Annotated in this window: 19 protein-coding genes; 9 read left to right on the plus strand and 10 right to left on the minus strand. The window is 72.8% G+C overall.

Annotated features, from left to right (window positions below):
• Positions 1-68 precede the first annotated feature (68 nt).
• The gene (locus AB0J12_RS29745) at positions 69-1,112 is read right to left on the minus strand and encodes a Gfo/Idh/MocA family oxidoreductase (protein WP_363267610.1); all 1,044 of its coding nucleotides are present in this window, start codon (positions 1,110-1,112) and stop codon (positions 69-71) included.
• A 96-nt stretch (positions 1,113-1,208) separates the two neighbouring features.
• Between AB0J12_RS29745 and AB0J12_RS29750 the strand changes: the two genes are divergently transcribed.
• The 3 genes from AB0J12_RS29750 to AB0J12_RS29760 are packed head-to-tail and all read left to right on the plus strand — an operon-like array spanning position 1,209 to position 4,714.
• The gene (locus AB0J12_RS29750; protein WP_363267611.1) at positions 1,209-2,561 is read left to right on the plus strand and encodes a multidrug effflux MFS transporter; all 1,353 of its coding nucleotides are present in this window, start codon (positions 1,209-1,211) and stop codon (positions 2,559-2,561) included.
• Positions 2,513-3,706: a serine hydrolase domain-containing protein gene (locus tag AB0J12_RS29755; RefSeq protein ID WP_363267612.1), complete on the plus strand. Its 1,194-nt coding sequence runs from the start codon at positions 2,513-2,515 to the stop codon at positions 3,704-3,706. The genes AB0J12_RS29750 and AB0J12_RS29755 overlap by 49 nt, the downstream gene beginning before the upstream one ends.
• 12 nt (positions 3,707-3,718) lie before the next feature.
• Complete coding sequence (locus tag AB0J12_RS29760; protein ID WP_363267613.1) at positions 3,719-4,714, plus strand: small ribosomal subunit Rsm22 family protein; 996 nt, start codon at positions 3,719-3,721, stop codon at positions 4,712-4,714.
• Positions 4,715-4,727: 13 nt separating this feature from the next.
• On the opposite strand, the gene AB0J12_RS29765 is transcribed toward AB0J12_RS29760, so the two are convergent.
• The gene (locus AB0J12_RS29765) at positions 4,728-4,895 is read right to left on the minus strand and encodes a DUF6243 family protein (protein WP_363267614.1); all 168 of its coding nucleotides are present in this window, start codon (positions 4,893-4,895) and stop codon (positions 4,728-4,730) included.
• Between the two features lie 106 nt (positions 4,896-5,001).
• On the opposite strand from AB0J12_RS29765, the gene AB0J12_RS29770 reads away from it, so the two are divergent.
• Positions 5,002-5,619: a TetR/AcrR family transcriptional regulator gene (locus tag AB0J12_RS29770; RefSeq protein ID WP_363267615.1), complete on the plus strand. Its 618-nt coding sequence runs from the start codon at positions 5,002-5,004 to the stop codon at positions 5,617-5,619.
• Between the two features lie 115 nt (positions 5,620-5,734).
• A complete protein-coding gene (locus tag AB0J12_RS29775; protein ID WP_363267616.1) occupies positions 5,735-6,460 on the plus strand; it encodes a bifunctional DNA primase/polymerase in 726 nt (241 codons plus the stop codon).
• 123 nt (positions 6,461-6,583) lie between these two features.
• Here AB0J12_RS29775 and AB0J12_RS29780 read toward each other — a convergent pair whose 3' ends face one another.
• Genes AB0J12_RS29780 through efeO form a run of 4 tightly spaced genes read right to left on the minus strand, consistent with a single transcriptional unit; the run spans position 6,584 to position 10,857 of the window.
• Positions 6,584-7,594, minus strand: a complete 1,011-nt coding sequence (locus AB0J12_RS29780) for a hypothetical protein (protein WP_363267617.1) — start codon at positions 7,592-7,594, stop codon at positions 6,584-6,586.
• On the minus strand, positions 7,545-8,426 hold the full coding sequence (efeU, locus tag AB0J12_RS29785) for an iron uptake transporter permease EfeU (RefSeq protein ID WP_363267618.1): 882 nt from the start codon (positions 8,424-8,426) through the stop codon (positions 7,545-7,547). The genes AB0J12_RS29780 and efeU overlap by 50 nt, the downstream gene beginning before the upstream one ends.
• A gap of 4 nt (positions 8,427-8,430) precedes the next feature.
• Complete coding sequence (efeB, locus tag AB0J12_RS29790; RefSeq protein WP_363267619.1) at positions 8,431-9,699, minus strand: iron uptake transporter deferrochelatase/peroxidase subunit; 1,269 nt, start codon at positions 9,697-9,699, stop codon at positions 8,431-8,433.
• 15 nt (positions 9,700-9,714) lie between these two features.
• Positions 9,715-10,857 (minus strand): iron uptake system protein EfeO, encoded by a 1,143-nt coding sequence (gene efeO, locus AB0J12_RS29795; RefSeq protein WP_363267621.1) that lies wholly within the window; start codon positions 10,855-10,857, stop codon positions 9,715-9,717.
• Between the two features lie 330 nt (positions 10,858-11,187).
• On the opposite strand from efeO, the gene AB0J12_RS29800 reads away from it, so the two are divergent.
• Positions 11,188-11,832, plus strand: a complete 645-nt coding sequence (locus AB0J12_RS29800) for a PhzF family phenazine biosynthesis protein (RefSeq protein ID WP_363267622.1) — start codon at positions 11,188-11,190, stop codon at positions 11,830-11,832.
• 192 nt (positions 11,833-12,024) lie between these two features.
• Here AB0J12_RS29800 and map read toward each other — a convergent pair whose 3' ends face one another.
• Positions 12,025-12,882, minus strand: a complete 858-nt coding sequence (gene map, locus AB0J12_RS29805; RefSeq protein ID WP_363267623.1) for a type I methionyl aminopeptidase — start codon at positions 12,880-12,882, stop codon at positions 12,025-12,027.
• 59 nt (positions 12,883-12,941) lie between these two features.
• Between map and AB0J12_RS29810 the strand changes: the two genes are divergently transcribed.
• Positions 12,942-13,175 carry a hypothetical protein gene (locus AB0J12_RS29810; protein WP_363267624.1) on the plus strand — a complete coding sequence of 78 codons (234 nt, stop codon included), beginning with the start codon at positions 12,942-12,944 and terminating at the stop codon, positions 13,173-13,175.
• Here AB0J12_RS29810 and AB0J12_RS29815 read toward each other — a convergent pair whose 3' ends face one another.
• Together AB0J12_RS29815 and AB0J12_RS29820 are read right to left on the minus strand one after the other, a co-directional pair.
• Positions 13,176-14,471 carry an MFS transporter gene (locus AB0J12_RS29815; protein WP_363267625.1) on the minus strand — a complete coding sequence of 432 codons (1,296 nt, stop codon included), beginning with the start codon at positions 14,469-14,471 and terminating at the stop codon, positions 13,176-13,178.
• Positions 14,472-14,553: 82 nt separating this feature from the next.
• Positions 14,554-15,156, minus strand: coding sequence for a hypothetical protein (locus AB0J12_RS29820; protein WP_363267626.1), 603 nt, complete (start codon positions 15,154-15,156; stop codon positions 14,554-14,556).
• Between the two features lie 130 nt (positions 15,157-15,286).
• Between AB0J12_RS29820 and npdG the strand changes: the two genes are divergently transcribed.
• Together npdG and AB0J12_RS29830 are read left to right on the plus strand one after the other, a co-directional pair.
• Positions 15,287-15,991, plus strand: coding sequence for an NADPH-dependent F420 reductase (gene npdG, locus AB0J12_RS29825; RefSeq protein ID WP_363267627.1), 705 nt, complete (start codon positions 15,287-15,289; stop codon positions 15,989-15,991).
• Positions 15,992-16,126: 135 nt separating this feature from the next.
• A complete protein-coding gene (locus AB0J12_RS29830) occupies positions 16,127-16,315 on the plus strand; it encodes a hypothetical protein (RefSeq protein WP_363267628.1) in 189 nt (62 codons plus the stop codon).
• Here AB0J12_RS29830 and AB0J12_RS29835 read toward each other — a convergent pair.
• Complete coding sequence (locus AB0J12_RS29835; protein ID WP_363267629.1) at positions 16,300-17,067, minus strand: site-2 protease family protein; 768 nt, start codon at positions 17,065-17,067, stop codon at positions 16,300-16,302. The two genes, AB0J12_RS29830 and AB0J12_RS29835, sit on opposite strands and share 16 nt — an antisense overlap.
• Positions 17,068-17,081: the final 14 nt, after the last annotated feature.

Genomic DNA, 17,081 nt, shown 5'->3' on the forward strand with positions numbered 1-17,081 from the left:
GGAACCAGCCTTCCGCCATACGAACACCGTGTGCGGGAGAGCCGTCACCCGGGCAGGCGCACCGGCGCTCACACCGAGGTGAGTGCGGCCTCGCCCGTGAGGCCCCCCGGCTCGCCCGTCTCGCTCGGATAACGCACACCGACACGCTCCCGGATCGCGTCGAGCGTCCGCATCACCGCGAGCGTGCCGTCCAGCGGCACCAGCGGCGACTCGGTCTCACCGGCCCGAAGCGCCCGCATGACCTCCTTCGCCTCGTGCCGGAAGCTGGTGCGCGGACCGTCCGCCGGGTCGGCGGCGAACTCCTCGGGCTCCTTGCCGTCTCGGTGCAGCACGAAGCGGTCGGGGTGGAAGAAGCCGTTCGGGATGTCGATCCGGCCGGCCGATCCGGTCACCGACGCGGTGACGGCCGTACCGCCCACGATGGAGCAGTGCACCGACGCCAGCGCGCCGGAGTCGAAGGACAGCAGGGCTCCCGTCTGCAGATCGACGCCCTCGGGGGAGAGGACCGCGCGGGCCGTGACGTCGGACGGCTCGCCGAGCAGCAGCTGGGCGAAGGAGACCGGGTAGACGCCGAGGTCGAGCAGCGCGCCGCCGCCCTGCCGGGGGTCGCGCAGCCGGTGGGCGGGCGGGAAGGGCCCGGCGAGCCCGAAGTCGGCCTGCACCGTGCGCACGTCCCCGACGGCCCCGTCGTCGACGAGGGCCTTCAGCCGCCGCACCAGCGGGTTGCAGTACATCCACATGGCTTCCATCAGGAAGCGCCCGTGCTCGCGGGCCAGCGCGACCAACTCCCCGGCCTCGCGCAGGTTCAGTGTGAACGGCTTCTCGCACAGCACGTTCCGCCCGGCCCGCAGGAGCAGCCCGGCCGCCGCCCGGTGCGCGGCGTGCGGGGTGGCCACGTACACCACATCCACCTCGGCGTCCTCGGCGAGCGCGCGCCAGTCGCCGTAGGCCCGCTCGATCCCGAAGCGTTCCGCGAACGCCGTCGCCGACTCCTCGGACCGCGAGGCCACCGCCACCACCCGCGCGTCCGGCAGATCCACCAGGTCCGCCGTGAACGCGGCCGCGATCCCGCCGGTCGCGAGGATGCCCCACCGGACGCCGTCCGCCGTCATACCCGCCCCACCCTCTGTTGCGTCTTCAAGCAGTCGTTCCGAGCTGAGAGCATAGGTGCCGTTCCGTCGCCGAGGGAGTTCGAAAGGGAGGGCCGCATGCCCGAGGGAGGGGCCCACATACCCGAGGCCGCGCCTCCGGCCGCCACCGAGACCGCCGCCACGGCCGGCCGTGCGGTCGGCGGTGCGGCCGGCACCGGCACCGCCGCCGAGGCCGCCGCCCGCGCGGCGCACCGCCGTACCGGATGGCTCGTCACCCTCGTCCTGGGCGGCCTGACCGCCACCCCACCGCTCGCGATGGACATGTACCTGCCGTCGCTGCCGGCGGTGACCCGGTCCCTGCACGCGCCCGCCGCCACCGTGCAGCTCACCCTCACCGCCTGCCTGGCCGGCATGGCGCTGGGCCAGCTCGTCGTCGGCCCGATGAGCGACAAGTGGGGCCGCCGCCGGCCCCTGCTCATCGGCCTCGCCGTCTACGTCGTCGCCACCGCCCTGTGCGCGCTCGCGCCGAACGTGGAGACGCTGGTCGCCTTCCGGCTGGCGCAGGGCCTCGCGGGCGCGGCCGGCATCGTCATCGCCCGGGCGGTCGTGCGCGATCTGTACGACGGTGTCGCCATGGCCCGCTTCTTCTCCACCCTCATGCTGATCTCCGGCGTCGCCCCGATCGTCGCGCCGCTCATCGGCGGGCAGATCCTGCGCGTGACGGACTGGCGGGGTGTGTTCGTCGTCCTCACCGTGGTCGGCGTCCTGCTCGGCGCCCTGGTCTGCACGCGGCTGCCGGAAACCCTCGAGCCGGGGGACCGCCACGGCGGCGGCGTCACCGAGGCGCTGCGCTCGATGCGCGCCCTGCTGGCCGACCTGCCCTTCACCGGCTACATGCTGGCCGGCGGCTTCGCCTTCGCCGCGCTGTTCGCGTACATCTCGGCCTCGCCGTTCGTCATCCAGGAGATCTACGGCGCCTCCCCGCAGACCTTCAGCCTGCTGTTCGGGCTGAACTCCGTCGGCCTGGTCGCCGTCGGTCAGCTCAACGGCAAGGTGCTGGTGGGCCGGGTCGCCCTGGAGAAGGTCCTGGCCGCCGGGCTCACGGTCGTCGTCCTCGCCGCTGCCGCGCTGCTGCTGATGGCGACGGGCGCGTTCGGCGAGGTGGGGCTCGCGCCGGTCGCGGCCGCCCTGTTCGTGCTGATGTCCGCGATGGGCGTGACGATGCCCAACACGCAGTCCCTGGCCCTGCTGCGCACCCGGCACTCCGCCGGCTCGGCCTCCGCGCTGCTCGGCACGTCCTCCTTCCTCGTCGGCGCCGTCGCCTCCCCGCTCGTCGGGATCGCCGGTGAGCACACGGCCGTCCCCATGGCCGTCGTCCAACTGGCGGGCGCGGTGGTGGCGATGGCCTGCTTCGTGGGAATGTGCCGTCCCTGGAACACACGTGCGGATGCAGAGGGAGCAGGGAACTGAGCGCGCCGAGACTGCGCAGGGACACCCCGGAGAAGGCCTGCCTCGACCCCGAGGAGCTGCGCCGCCTGGTCACCGACGTGCGCGCCCTCACGGCCGGCCGGCGGCCCTGGGCGGCGGGCGCGGTCGTGGTCGCCGGGCGCGGGCCGGTCGTCGCCGTGGAGGAGGCGGCGGGCTGGGCCCTGCGGTACGCCGCCTACGACCCCGGGACGGACAACGGCGTCGAGCTGCCCGAGCCGGACCGGGTGCCGATGACCGTGGACACCCCCTTCGACCTGGCCTCCCTCACCAAACTCTTCACCGCGGTCGCGGCCGTGCAGCAGATCGAGCGCGGCACCCTCGGCATCGACGCGAAGGTCGGCGCCTACCTGCCCGACTTCCGGGCGGCCGCCGACCACGGCATCACGGTACGGCAGCTGCTCACGCACACCTCCGGCCTGCGCCCGGAGCTGCCGCTGTACGACTGCGCGGACGACGCGGAACGCCTGGGTCTGCTGCGTGCCGAGGCACCGACGACACAGCCCGGCTGCCACGTGTACTCGGACCTGAACATGCTGCTCCTGCAGCACCTGCTGGAACGGCTGACCGGCCGCACCCTCGACGTCCTCGTCCGGGACGGCATCACCCGCCCGCTGGGCATGACGGCGACCGCCTTCGGCCCGTGCCCCGGCGCCGCGGCCACCGAGGACCAGCGCCGCCCGTGGGCCAAGGCGGACCGGGGCCTGCTGCGCGGGGTCGTGCACGACGAGAACGCCTGGGCGCTGGGCGGGGTGGCCGGCCACGCCGGTCTCTTCTCCACCGGCCACGACCTGGCCGTCTTCTGCCGCACCCTGCTCGCCGGCGGCTCCTACGGCCCCGCCCGCATCCTCGGCCCCGACTTCGTGGAGCTGCTGCTGACCCCGCCCGGGCTCGGCTTCGCCGTCGACCAGCCGTGGTTCATGGGCGCCCTGGCCGGCCGCGGCGCGGCGGGCCACACCGGCTTCACCGGAACGTCCCTGGTCCTGGACCCGGCCACGGACACCTTCCTGATCCTGCTGGCCACCACGGTCCACCCCCGCCGCCGCCCCCCGGACAGCCGCCCGAGAGCGGCGGCGGCCACGCGCCTGGCACGGTCGGTGCGGGCGGGAAAGGGACCCGCCGGGACCTGAGAGAATTCCGGGGTGAACGCCCCCGCCTCCTCCTCCCCGGCCGAAGCCCTGCGCAGCAGCCTGGCGCACCTGCTCGACGGGCTGCCGCCCAAGCAGGCCGCGCAGGCCGTGGAGCGGCTGATCGCCCACTACCGCGGGGCCACCCCGACCGACGCGCCGATCCTGCGCGACCGCGCGGACGTGGCGGCGTACGCCGCGTACCGGATGCCCGCCACGTTCGAGGCGGTGCACGCGGCGCTGGAGGCGTTCGCCGAGGCCGCCGCGGACTGGACGCCGGGCAGCCACACCGATGTCGGCGGCGGGACCGGGGCCGCGACCTGGGCCGCCGCCGCGACCTGGTCCGGCGAGCGCCGCGTCACCGTGCTGGACTGGGCCGAGCCCGCACTCGCCCTCGGCAGGGAGCTGGCCGCCGGGCACCCCGCGCTGCGCGAGGCCCGCTGGCAGCGCGCCCGCATCGGCGCCGCCCTCACCCTGGACCCCACCGACCTGGTCACCGTCTCCTACGTCCTCAACGAGCTGACGGCAGCCGACCGGGCCGCCCTCGTCGACGCGGCGGCCTCGGCCGCCCAGGCCGTCGTCATCGTCGAGCCCGGCACCCCCGACGGCTACGCCCGCGTCATCGAGGCCCGCGACCGCCTCGTCGCCGCCGGCTTCCACATCGCCGCGCCCTGCCCGCACAGCGCCGCCTGCCCCATCGTGCCCGGCACCGACTGGTGCCACTTCTCGGCGCGGGTCAGCCGCTCCTCCCTGCACCGCCAGGTCAAGGGCGGCTCCCTGCCGTACGAGGACGAGAAGTTCGCGTACGTCGCCGCCACCCGCATCCCCGTCACCCCGGCGCCCTCCCGGGTCGTACGCCGACCGCAGATCCGCAAGGGCCAGGTCCTGCTGGACCTGTGCGAGAGCGACGAGCAGCTGCGCCGCACGACGGTCACCAAGCGGCACGGCGACCTCTACAAGGCGGCCAGGGACGCCGACTGGGGCGACCCCTGGCCACCGCCGGTGGAGTAGCCGCGCAGCGGCACTACCCGCGTTTCTCCTGGAGCCTGCGCAGCAGCTCCCGTTTCTGAGCCTGCGGGTCCGCGGCGCCCGCGGTCCGGCCCCCACGGCCACCGCCGCGCAGCGCCGCGCGCCCGAGGTTCTTCCGCGTGCCGCCGACGCCCAGCATGCTCCCTGCTCCACCTCGCGCCATGACGATCTCCTCCCGGCCAACACAAGAGACGATACGTACCGTCTCGCAATGGACGCTTCCAGCTTCAGCGAGACGCGCCGTCTTGTCAACCTGATAAGTTGCGCCCATGGCCACCAGGAAGCCCACCCCCGACACCAGCCGCCGCAGCGAGAAGTCCCGGCGCGCGATCTACGACGCCGCACTCGCGCTCGTCGCCGAGGCCGGCTACCCCAAGACCACCATCGAGGGGATCGCCGCCCGCGCCGGCGTCGGCAAGCAGACCATCTACCGCTGGTGGTCGTCGAAGGCCGACGTCCTGCTGGAGGCGTTCTTGGACCTCACCCACCGGACGGCCGAAACCGCCGGCCAGGAGCCCTACGCCATCCCCGACACCGGCGACCTCGCAGCCGACCTCAAGGCCGTGCTGCGCGCCACCGTCGACGAACTGCTCGACCCCGGCTTCGAGGCACCCGCCCGCGCCCTGACCGCCGAGGGCGTGGTCAACGAACAGGTCGGCAGGCAGTTCATCACGGAGCTCCTCGAACCCCAGCTCCAGCTCTACGTCGACCGCCTGCGCACCGCACAGTCCACCGGCCACGTCCGCCCCGACATCGACCCGCGCATCGCCCTGGAACTCTTCGTCTCACCCCTCGCCCAGCGCTGGCTGCAGCGCACCGGCCCGATCTCGCACGCCTACACCGACGCCCTGGTCGACTACGCCTTGTACGGCCTCGCCCCGCGCTGAGCGTGTGCGGTACGTCTCGTCCCCGGTACCCGGGATGTCCGCACCGGCCCCCCGATGCACCGGATGGTGCGACCATAGGGCATGCTGGCGGCACCACAGCGAGGCGAGGGGATAGATGAGCGCGGAGTTCGGCGGTCCGATGAGCCTGAGGGGCAAACTCACCCAATGGCTGCGGGGACGCGGACCGGAACAGGCCGCCGACGCCGACGGCCGTGAGGCCCTGCTGCTCGCCGCGGCCGGAGCCGGACTACCGCTCGCGCCCGCCGCGCACCCGGCGCCCGGCTACCGCTGCTCCTGCGACCGCGTGGGCTGCCCCACCCCGGCCCGGCACCCGATCTCGTTCGCCTGGCAGACGCAGTCCACCACCGACCGCTCCCAGATCGAACGCTGGGCCCGCCACGAGCCGCAGGCCAACTTCATCACGGCTACCGGCATGGTCCACGACGTCCTCGACGTCCCCCTCCAGGCCGGCCGCGAGGCCCTGGAGCGCCTCCAGTCGCAGGGCGTGGACGTCGGCCCGGTCGCGCAGAGCGACGACGGCCGCATGCTGTTCTTCACCCTCACCCGGGGCACGCCCGAGGACGAGGACGAGTGGTGGCCGTGCGAGCTGGACTGCCACCCCGAGACCATGGACGAACACCCCGGCCTGCGCTGGCACTGCCGGGGCTCCTACGTCCTCGTACCCCCCGCCCGCCTCCCCGGAGACGACGGCGAGTCGGTCCACTGGCTCCGCGGCCCCGAACACCCGCTCCCCGACCCCCTGACACTCCTGGAAACCCTCACGGACGCCTGCGCCCGTTACACGGGCCAGGACCCGGCCCCCTGGCCCCTGCGCCACTGAGGCCTCCGGCATCCGGGGGGCGAGGGGGAACGCCGCAGGCGTTCAGGGGCGCGGGGCACGGCGCGAGCAACCACAACGAGACCCGCGCAGAACCCCGCCCGAGCCGCCCGCAGGCGACCCGCTCTAACTACCCTGTGCCGACGTCATCCCCTGAGTCCGCCCCAGCACACTCACCTCGGACCGTCCGGAGGACTTCGCCGGATCGAGCGCGACCTCGTTCGACACGAACTCCATCATCAGTGACTGCTTGATCTCCCCGGACGTCAACGCCAGCACATCCGCGCCAGGGTTCGGCACCGTCGCCCCCGGCGCAGCCGTCTGCTTCTGGTAGTGCCGCGTGGTGAAGAACACCAGCGCACCCCCGTCCGCCGTGCGCAGCGCGAGCGGTGCGTAGTCCCCGCGGGTCAGCGGCGTGTCGATGTACTGGTTCGCCAGCCCCGGCCGCCGCGCCTGCTTCTTCCGCGCCGCCCGCCACACACTCGTGTGCGGCCCGTCCGCGAAGCCGTCGCCACCGCTCTTGAGGTACGTCGTGTAGCGCCGGCTCAACGACGCCGGCGTGGCCGCCAGATCCGCGGCGTCGGCGTCCACCGCCTCCGCGAACCCGTCCGCGTCCGTTTTGAACCGCGGCACACTGCCCGGCTTGGCCAGCGTCAGGAACGCCACCTGCCACGGCTCGTCCGGATCGTGCCGCAAAAACACCAGCAGCCACCGCAGCTTCTCCGCCCGGTTCCCCCGCGCCTGAGCCACGAACCACCGGGGCCAGCCCGCCTTCTTCGGGATCGTGTACGTCACGTCCGACAGCACCAGCGGCGTGTGCGCGGAGTTGCCCTGCGGACTGTTGGCGTGCCGCGCCTTGAGCCGCGCGGCGTCGATGTCGCCGAAGGCCCCCGTGGTGAAGTCGGCGTCCAGGGAGGCGTCGTAGGCCTTGTCTGCCTTGTTGTACGCGGTCGTGAACTGCGTCAGCGCCTGCGCGGCCTCGGCCCGTGTGGTGGCGGGGAGCACCTCGCGCTCCCCGTGCACCACCACGCACCCGCTCGCGGTCAGCGCCAGCGCGGTCAGTGAGGCCGTCGCCAGCGCGGCGCGCTCACGCCTGCGAAGCCGTCGACGGCTGGGAACCCTTGTCTCCCGTGTCATTGGGCTGCTTCACCTTCCCCTTCCCGGAGGCGAACCCTACCGGGGCGAAGAAGACGGCGAGCGTCGGGATCAGGTACAGCAGCCACACCGTGACCTGGAGGACCGTCGGGTCGGGCTGGAAGTTGAACACGCCCTTGAGCAGCGTGCCGTACCAGCTGTCCGGCGGGATGGTGGAGCTGATGTCGAAGGCCAGGTTGTTCAGCCCCGGCAGCCAGTCGGCCTCCTGCAGATCGTGGAAGCCGTACGCCAGCACACCGGCCGCGACGACGACCAGCATGGCGCCGGTCCAGGTGAAGAACTTCGCCAGGTTGATCTTCAGCGCGCCCCGGTAGAACAGCCAGCCCAGGAACACGGCCGTGGCCAGGCCCAGCGCGACGCCGATCAGCGGGCGCGGGGTGCCGTCGGAGGCGGCGTGCACGGACGCCCACACGAACAGCGCGGTCTCCAGGCCCTCGCGGCCGACGGCGAGGAACGCGGTCGCGACCAGCGCGCCGGTGCCCATCTTCAGGGCCGCGTCCAGCTTGCCGTGCAGTTCGGACTTCAGATGCCGCGCGGTGCGCCGCATCCAGAACACCATCCACGTCACCAGGACCACCGCGACGACGGACAGCGAGCCGCCGAGTGCTTCCTGCGCCTGGAACGTCAGCTCCTGCGAGCCGAATTCGAGGACGCAGCCGAAGCCGAGGGCGATGGCCACCGCGATGCCGATGCCGATCCAGATGGGCCGGATCGCGTCCCGCCGCCCGGTCTTGACCAGGTAGGCGATGAGGATGCAGACCACGAGGCTGGCCTCGAGGCCCTCGCGCAGCCCGATCAGGTAGTTGCTGAACATCGAACTACGCCTCCTTGGAGAACAGCGTGCGGCCCCACCAGTCGCCGGCGTCCTTGACTCCCGGCGGGATCGCGAAGATCGCCGAACCCACGTGCTGGGTGTACTCGTTGAGCGCGTCCATGCGCGAGAGGTTGCGCTGGAGCGGGATGAATCCCTTGCGCACGTCGCGCTGGTAGGCCAGGAAGAACAGACCGGCCTCCAGCCGGCCGAGGCCGTCGGTGCCGTCGGTGAAGGAGTAGCCGCGGCGCAGGATCGTCGCCCCGTTGTTGGAGTCGGGGTGCGCGAGCCGCACGTGCGCGGTCGGCTTCATCGCCTTCAGGAACGGCTCGTCGTGCTCCTTGGCTTTGCCCACGGCGGCGCCCTCTCGCTTGTCGCGGCCGAAGACGTCCTCCTGCTCCTGCAGCGAGGTGCGGTCCCAGGTCTCGATGTTCATCCGGATGCGCCGGGCGACCAGGTACGACCCGCCGGTCATCCAGTCGGTGCCGTCGCCCTCGCCGACCCACACGAACTTCTTCAGGCGATCGCTCTCCGTCGCCGCGATGTTGCGGGTGCCGTCCTTGAAGCCGAAGAGGTTGCGCGGGGTCTGCGCGCCCGGTGTCGTCGACGACGTCTTGCCGAAGCCGAGCTGGGACCAGCGGATGGCCACCTTGCCGAAGCCGATGCGGGCGAGGTTGCGGATGGCGTGCACGGCGACCTGCGGGTCGTCGGCGCAGGCCTGGATGCACAGGTCGCCGCCGCTGCGGGTCCTGTCCAGGTTGTCGCCGGGGAACTTGGGCAGGTCGACCAGGGCCTCGGGCCGCTTGTCCTTCAGGCCGAACTTGTCGAACAGCGACGGGCCGAAGCCGATGGTGAGGGTGAGCCGGGACGGCTTGAGGCCGAGCGCCTCGCCGGTGTCGTCCGGCGGAGCCTCGGCGAGCCCGCCGTAGGCGCCCTCGCCGACCGCCTTGCCGGCCGTCATCCGCCGCGCCGCCTCGGTCCAGTCCTTCAGCATCTGCACGAACGCGGCGCGGTCGGACGTGGTGACGTCGAACGCTGCGAAGTGCAGCCGGTCCTGCACGGGTGTGGCGATGCCGGCCTGGTGGGCGCCGTGGAATTCGACGGCGCCGCCCGCGTCGGCGGCGGCCGGGTCCATGTCGTCGCCGGTGCGGGTGACCGCGACCGCGCCGCCGGCGACCGCGGCGCCGAGCGCCAGCCCGGCCCCGCCCCAGCCGATCAGCGCGCGCCTGCTGGGCGCCTTGGCGCCGGTCGTCTCAGAGGCCTGTGTGTCCGTCATCGATTCGTCCTTCGGTCACTTCGCGACGGCGGCGGCGAGCTTGGACAGCGGCTCGGCCAGCGCGTTGACCGCGTCCGAGAGCTGCTTGCGGTCGCCGGCGCCGACCTTGTCGTAGGAGGTGAAGTCGTACGACTGCTTGTCGGCGCGGTACTTGTCCAGCAGCGTGTTCAGCGCGGCGAACTGCTTGTCCAGTTCGGCGGTGAGCGCCTTGTCGTTCGCCTGCGCGACCGGCTTGAGCAGTTCGTAGGACTTCTGCGCGCCCTCGACGTTGCCCTTGAAGTCGACCAGGTCGGTGTGCGAGTAGCGCTCCTCCTCGCCGGTGACCTTGCCGGTGGCGACCTCGTCGAGGAGCTCCTTGGCGCCGTTGGCCATGGAGGTCGGGGTGATCTCGGCGGTGCCGACCCGCTTCTGCCAGTCCTTCAGGTCGGTGACCAGCAGGCCGGCGAGGGTCTTCTCCTCGGCGCCGATCTTCCCGTCCTGCCACAGCGCCTTCTCCAGGCGGTGCCAGCCGGTCCACTTCTGGCCCGCCTCGAGGCCGTCCTCGCGGACGTCGACCTTGGGGTCGATGTCGCCGAAGGACTCGGCGACCGGCTCGGTGCGCTCCCAGCCCAGGCGGGAGGGCGCGTACGCCTTCTTCGCCGCCTGCACGTCCCCGGCCTGGACGGCCTTCACGAACGCCTCGGCCTTGGGCAGCGTCTCGTCGGCCTGCTCCTGCACATAGGTGCGGTAGGCGGCGACGGCCTGGTCCAGGCGCGGGTCGCGCCGGGCGGCGGTGGCGCCGCCGGTCACCTTGAGGGTCTGGCGGATGCCCTTGCCCTTCATGCCGGGCTTGCAGGCGATCCGGTACTCGCCGGCCTTCACCTCGGCGGTGACCTTCTGCTTGGTGCCGGGGCCGATGTTCTCGCGCTCGCTGACGACGCGGTCGTCCGGGAAGAGGACGTAGACCTCGGTGACCTTGGTGCCCTTGTTCTCGATGGAGAGCTCGACGTGTCCGGCGGGGACCTCCTTCTTGGAGACCTCGCACTTGTCGTCCGTCGCGGTCACCTGGATCGCACCGTCGCCGCCCTCGGCCTTGCTCTTCTGGGTGCAGCCGGTGACGGCGGCCAGAGCCGCCGCGGTGGCGACGGCGGCGGTGACGGTCAGTCTGGCGGCTCGCATGCGGGGCTCCCGGCGGTGGCTGAAAAACGTCGTGTCGGGCCTCACGAGGTTGGTGAGGCTCGCCTAACTTAACCGAGGCTTACCTGCACGGCGTACCCGCATGCCGTGATTCAGCTCTCATGGACGCTGTAAGGGTGCGACTTGATCACGGTGACTCAAATGGAACGCCAAAGAATAGTAAAGGGACGTTCAAGGGTTTCCCGTCCGTCGGTCAGGACCTGTGACAGTGGCCCCAGCGCACCCACGGCCGAGGGCGCCCCGCCGGTCGTGGCACACCGGGCGCACCGATGCGCCGACGGCGCACACGGCCCCCGATGCTTCAATGCCCCGGTGACCGACTACGACGTGCTGCGCGTCTTCTGTGCGCCGAACGGCGGCTACGGCAACGAGCTGGGCGTCGTCCGCGACGGCTCCCGGATGCCCGATCCGGCCGAACGGCAGGCCTTCGCGGGCCGGCTCGGCCTCAGCGAGACCGTGTTCGTCGACGACCCCGAGCGCGGCCTGATCGACATCTACACGCCCACCCTGCGGCTGCCGTTCGCCGGCCACCCCTGCGTGGGCAGCGCCTGGCTGCTCGACGTGCCCGAACTCGTCACGCCCGCCGGGGTGGTCGGCGCCCGGCAGGACGGGGAGTTCTGCTGGATCGAGGCCCGCGCCGAGTGGGCGCCGCCGCGCACCCTGCGCCGGTACGCGACGGCCGCCGAGGTCGACGCCCTGCCCGTGCCGCCGCCGGGGGAATGGATCTACGCCTGGGCGTGGGAGGACGAGCCCGCAGGCCGGGTGCGCGCCCGCGCCTTCCCCGGCCGCGACGACGGCATCACCGAGGACGAGGCGACCGGAGCGGCGGCTCTGCTGCTCACGGACCACCTCGGCCGCGCCCTCAACATCACCCAGGGCGCCGGTTCCCAGATCCTCACGGCCCCCCAGCCCGACGGCTGGGTGGAGATCGGCGGCAGGGTCGTCCTGGAGCGCTGAACAGGGCGCCGGGCGCCGCGGCGACTTCTGAGTCCGCGGCGACTCGTGAGGGACGGGCGCCTCCCGGGGCGCCCGTCCCTCGGGCGTTTCCGGGGCGCGCCGCCGCGCACGCCGACAGCGGGAACTCCTCGCCCAGTGCCCGCAGCACCGCCGTGTTCAGCGCGGCCAACGCCGCGGGGCCGAGGGACGACGTCACGGCAGCGTGAGGATCTCCGCGCCGGTGTCCGTCACCACCAGCGTGTGCTCGAACTGGGCGGTCCGCTTACGGTCCTTCGTCACGACCGTCCAGCCGTCGTCCCACATGTCGTACTCGTGCGTACCGAGGGTCAGCATCGGCTCGATCGTGAACGTCATCCCCGGCTGCATCACGGTCGTCGCGTGCGGGCTGTCGTAGTGCGGGACGATCAGACCCGAGTGGAACGACGAGTTGATGCCGTGCCCGGTGAAGTCCCGCACCACGCCGTACCCGAAGCGCTTGGCGTACGACTCGATGACCCGGCCGATGACATTGATCTGCCGGCCCGGCCGGACGGCCTTGATCGCCCGGTTCAGCGCCTCCCGCGTCCGCTCCACGAGCAGCCGGGACTCCTCGTCGACGTCCCCGACCAGATAGGTGGCGTTGTTGTCGCCGTGCACCCCGCCGATGTACGCCGTCACGTCCAGGTTCACGATGTCGCCGTCGTGCAGCACCGTGGAGTCCGGGATGCCGTGGCAGATCACCTCGTTGACCGAGGTGCACAGGGACTTCGGGAACCCGCGGTAGCCCAGCGTGGAGGGATAGGCCCCGTGGTCGCACATGTACTCGTGCGCCACCCGGTCCAGTTCGTCCGTGGTGACGCCGGGCGCGATCAGCTTCGCGGCCTCCTCCATGGCCCGCGCCGCGATCCGGCCCGCGATCCGCATCGCCTCGATCGTCTCCGGCGTCTGCACCTCCGGCCCGGTGTACGGCGTCGGCGCGGGCTTGCCGACGTACTCGGGCCGGCGGATGTTACCGGGCACGGAACGGATGGGAGACAGCTCCCCTGGGACGAGCAGCGACTGGCCAGACATGCCAGCGAGTCTAACCAGCAGCCATGGGGGAACATGTCGGTGGCGAGAGGAGCGAGGCCATGGCCCTGTTCAAGAAGCGCACGGCGGGCAAGCCGGGCGAGTGGTACTACTGCCTGGAGCACAAGAAGGTCGAGGAGGGCCCGGACTGCCCGGGCAAGGACCGTTTCGGACCCTACGCGTCCCGTCGGGAGGCGGAACAGGCGATGGAGACGGCCCGCGAGCGCAACCTCCAGTGGGAGAACGACCCCCAGTGGCACGACGCCCCCGCCGCCGGGGCCGCCGAGGACGACTGATCAGCCCGACACCGCCTCGGCCGCGGCTGCGCGGTGTTCGCGCAGCCGCACCGCGTGCTCGTTCGTCCGCGCGTCGTACGCCATCAGCCGCGGCAGGCACAGCGCCAGCAGCGCCACCGCGCCCGCGCACAGCAGCCCACCGGACCAGACGGACGCCCGCACGCCCCACCAGGCGGCGAAGCCGCCCGATCTGACCTGGCCGACCGTCGGCCCGACCGAGTACGACAGCAGCTCGATCCCGGCGAGCCGGCCGCGCAGCTCGTCCGGGATCGTCTGGTTCCACATCGCGGAGCGGAAGATCCCGCTGACCATGTCGCAACCGCCCGCCACGGTCAGGAACAGCAGCACCAGCCATACGTTCCCCGCCATACCGGCGGCCGCGACCGCCAGACCCCACCCGGCGGCCGCCAGCACGACCATCCGCCCGTGCCGGCGCACCCGCGAGGCCCAGCCGCCGGTCAGGCTCACCAGCAGCGAACCCAACGGCACCGCCGCGTACATCAGCCCCAGCGACCACTGCGCGCCCAGGTCGTCCGCGAGGAACGGCAGCACCGCGAGCGGCATCGCCAGGAACATCGCCGCCAGGTCGATCGCGTAGGTGCCGAGCAGCTCCTTGCGGCCCCACGCGTACCGGGCGCCCTCCGCGATGGAACGCAACGACGGCTTGGCGGCCTCGTGGGCGGCGGGGGAGGCGGCGATACCGACGACGTACACCACGGACACGACGAACGTCGCCAGGTCCGCGGCGTACGCCCAGCCGAGACCGGCGTAGGCGACGACCAGACCTGCGACGGCGGGGCCCGCCACCCCGCCCACCGTCCAGCGCAGGGAGTTCAGCGAGGCCGCCGCGGGCAGGTCGTCGTGCGCGACGATCCGCGGCCACAGCGAGTCCAGCGCCGGCCGCTGCACCGAGACCAGCGCGGAGGACAGCGCGGCGACGAGATACAGCGGCCACACGGCGGGACGGGGCAACAGCGCATCGACCAGCAGCAGCGCCGACAGCAGGCCCTGCCCGGCCTCCGTCCACAGGATCAGCTTCCGCTTGTCGAACGCGTCGGCCAGCGCGCCGCCGTACAGCCCGCACACCACCAGCGGCACCAGCTCCACGGCCCCCAGGGCGCCCACCGCCGCCGCGGACCCGGTCAGCTCCTTCAGCTGCACCGGCAGCGCGACGAACGTCAGGAAGCTCCCGAAGCCCGAGATCAGCCCCGACATCCACAGCCGCCGGAAGTCGGCGGACGCCTTCCAGGGCGCGAGGTCGGGCAGCAGCGCACGAAGGCGGGAGGGGGCGTTCACGAGGGGACATGCTGGAGGGCCGGCCGCCCCGGGGCAATCGCTTTTCCCCACCGGACGGGAGCCGGGACGGGCGGCCGGAGTGTCACCAGGGTGCCGGGGGCGGGGCCGTCAGGGACTCCGCCAGCCGGGACAGACGGTCGCGGAACCTGCGCCGGCCCCTCGGGGCGCCCGGCACCGCGCTCTCCCCGGCCGCGGCGCTCACCAGGTGCTGCACCGTGTCCAGGTCCAGCTCCGCCCCCTCGGGCACCGCCAGCGCCTCGTGCGCCATCCCCGCCAGCTCGCCCTGCGCGCCGCCGAGCGCCAGCACGGTCACCCCGGCCCGCCGGGCGTCGTGCACCCGCTGGAGCAGCGCTTCCGGCTCCCCGGGCGCCACCACGAGCAGCGTCTCGCCCCGCCGCGCCGCCTCGATCCGGCCCGGCCCGACCGCCAGATGCGCCGGATCCGACGGCCGCGCGCCGTGCCGGACCAGCGTGGGCGCCAGCTCCGGCGTCCCCGACCACGCGGCCTCGTCCAGCAGATGAGCCGCGAGATGCCACGGCTCGTACTCCGGTGTGCCGACGAGCAGCAGCCCGCCCCCGTGCGACACGACCGACCCCCGCAGTGCCCCCGCGAATCTCCGCGTGGCCCCGAGCCACTCGGTCCCGGCGAGCACTTCCCGCAGCAGCGCGACCCGTACGGCGTCCATGGGCCCGCATCCTTGCGCAACCGGGCGCCGCGCGCCCCGGACTTCGGCCCGGATTCGCCCGACCCGGGGACGGACGCGGCTCCCTGCCGCCGCCCGCAGCACCGTGCGCGGAGCCACGTATTGTCGCCCCATGACCACTAGCGACAGCGCACAGAAGGCCCCCGCCAAGGACCCCTGGGACCTCCCGGACGTCTCCGGGCTCGTCGTGGGCGTGCTCGGCGGGACCGGGCCGCAGGGCAAGGGGCTGGCCTACCGCCTCGCCCGGGCCGGGCAGAAGGTGATCATCGGCTCGCGGGCCGCCGAGCGGGCGCAGGCCGCTGCCGGGGAACTCGGGCACGGCATCGAGGGCGCCGACAACGCCGAGACCGCCCGGCGCAGCGACATCGTGATCGTCGCCGTGCCGTGGGAGGGCCACGCCAAGACGCTCGAGTCCCTGCGCGAGGAACTGTCCGGCAAGCTCGTGGTGGACTGCGTCAATCCGCTCGGCTTCGACAAGAAGGGCGCCTACGCGCTGAAGCCGCAGGAGGGCAGCGCCGCCGAGCAGGCCGCCGCCCTGCTGCCCGACTCGCGGGTCACCGCCGCCTTCCACCATCTGTCGGCGGTCCTGCTGCAGGACCCGCAGATCGAGCGGATCGACACCGACGTGATGGTGCTCGGCGAGGTCCGTGCCGACGTGGAGATCGTCCAGGCCCTCGCCGGCCGCATCCCCGGCATGCGCGGCGTCTTCGCCGGCCGGCTGCGCAACGCCCACCAGGTGGAGTCGCTGGTCGCGAACCTGATCTCCGTCAACCGCCGGTACAAGGCGCACGCGGGGCTGCGTATCACCGACGTGTGAGCGATGGGGGACACTGGGGGCGTCGGAAGATGCCCGCAGTGCCCCCCGCCGCCTACCGGCACCCTGCGAGCAGCCCCGGCGCCGCACAGCCCCCGACCGCCCGACCGCCGACCGTCCCGACAGGAGCCGACCCCCATGCCCCGCCTCGCCCTCTACGCCCTCGCCGTCTGCGTCCTCACCGTGGTCGCGGCCGTCGTCTCCTTCGTCCAGGGCAGCTGGCTGGGTGTCGTCTGGGTGCTGCTGGCGGGTGTCTCGTCCAACATGGCCTGGTACTACCTGCGGCGCGGCCGCGCGGCGGCCCGGCCGGCTCACCAGAACCGGTAGAGCTCCCGGCCCCAGAAGGCGTCGAAGTCGCTCACGCCCAGGCCGCGCAGGATCGCGTGGACCGCGTCGAAGAACACGGCGTTCACCGACGGCACCCACAGCAGCGCGAACACGAACAGCAGCCCGAACGGCGCGTACGGGTCCACCTGCCGCTTCACCTTCGGTGACAGCCACGGCTCGAGCACGCCGTAGCCGTCCAGCCCGGGCACCGGCAGGAAGTTCAGGATCGCCGCCGTCACCTGCAGCAGCGCCAGGAACGCCAGCGCGTAGCGGAAGTCGCCGGGCATGCCGTCCGGCGAGCCCAGCCAGAACGGGGCCGTGCACACCACGGCGAACACGACGTTCGTCAGCGGGCCGGCCGCCGAGACCAGGCTGTGCCGCCAGCGGCCCCGGATGCGGCCCCGCTCGATGAAGACCGCGCCGCCCGGCAGCCCGATCCCGCCCATGATCAGGAATGCCACGGGCAGCACGATGCTCAGCAGGGCGTGGGTGTATCTCATCGGGTTGAGCGTGAGGTAGCCCTTCGCGCCGACCGTGACGTCCCCGCTGTGCAGCGCGGTGCGCGCGTGCGCGTACTCGTGCAGGCACAGGGAGACGACCCAGGCCGCCGTCACGAACAGGAACACCGCCACCCTCGGCTGCTCGGCGAACCCGCTCCAGGCGGCCCACCCCGCCACCGCCGCCACGGCCACGATCCCGAGGAAGACGGGACTGATCCGGCGGTCACTGTGACGGGTGGCGGCGGTCGTCATGGGGCTCCTGACTG

Source organism: Streptomyces sp. NPDC049915 (assembly GCF_040656475.1).
Classification (GTDB): Bacteria; Actinomycetota; Actinomycetes; order Streptomycetales; family Streptomycetaceae; genus Streptomyces.

Excerpts from the sequence above, each read along its gene's own strand:
- AB0J12_RS29745 (WP_363267610.1), bottom strand. The coding sequence starts at position 1,112 with ATGACGGCGGACGGCGTCCGGTGGGGCATCCTCGCGACCGGCGGGATC.
- AB0J12_RS29750 (WP_363267611.1), top strand. The coding sequence starts at position 1,209 with ATGCCCGAGGGAGGGGCCCACATACCCGAGGCCGCGCCTCCGGCCGCC.
- AB0J12_RS29765 (WP_363267614.1), bottom strand. The coding sequence starts at position 4,895 with ATGGCGCGAGGTGGAGCAGGGAGCATGCTGGGCGTCGGCGGCACGCGG.
- AB0J12_RS29770 (WP_363267615.1), top strand. The coding sequence starts at position 5,002 with ATGGCCACCAGGAAGCCCACCCCCGACACCAGCCGCCGCAGCGAGAAG.
- AB0J12_RS29775 (WP_363267616.1), top strand. The coding sequence starts at position 5,735 with ATGAGCGCGGAGTTCGGCGGTCCGATGAGCCTGAGGGGCAAACTCACC.
- AB0J12_RS29780 (WP_363267617.1), bottom strand. The coding sequence starts at position 7,594 with ATGACACGGGAGACAAGGGTTCCCAGCCGTCGACGGCTTCGCAGGCGT.
- efeU (WP_363267618.1), bottom strand. The coding sequence starts at position 8,426 with ATGTTCAGCAACTACCTGATCGGGCTGCGCGAGGGCCTCGAGGCCAGC.
- efeB (WP_363267619.1), bottom strand. The coding sequence starts at position 9,699 with ATGACGGACACACAGGCCTCTGAGACGACCGGCGCCAAGGCGCCCAGC.
- efeO (WP_363267621.1), bottom strand. The coding sequence starts at position 10,857 with ATGCGAGCCGCCAGACTGACCGTCACCGCCGCCGTCGCCACCGCGGCG.
- map (WP_363267623.1), bottom strand. The coding sequence starts at position 12,882 with ATGTCTGGCCAGTCGCTGCTCGTCCCAGGGGAGCTGTCTCCCATCCGT.
- AB0J12_RS29810 (WP_363267624.1), top strand. The coding sequence starts at position 12,942 with ATGGCCCTGTTCAAGAAGCGCACGGCGGGCAAGCCGGGCGAGTGGTAC.
- AB0J12_RS29820 (WP_363267626.1), bottom strand. The coding sequence starts at position 15,156 with ATGGACGCCGTACGGGTCGCGCTGCTGCGGGAAGTGCTCGCCGGGACC.
- npdG (WP_363267627.1), top strand. The coding sequence starts at position 15,287 with ATGACCACTAGCGACAGCGCACAGAAGGCCCCCGCCAAGGACCCCTGG.
- AB0J12_RS29830 (WP_363267628.1), top strand. The coding sequence starts at position 16,127 with ATGCCCCGCCTCGCCCTCTACGCCCTCGCCGTCTGCGTCCTCACCGTG.
- AB0J12_RS29835 (WP_363267629.1), bottom strand. The coding sequence starts at position 17,067 with ATGACGACCGCCGCCACCCGTCACAGTGACCGCCGGATCAGTCCCGTC.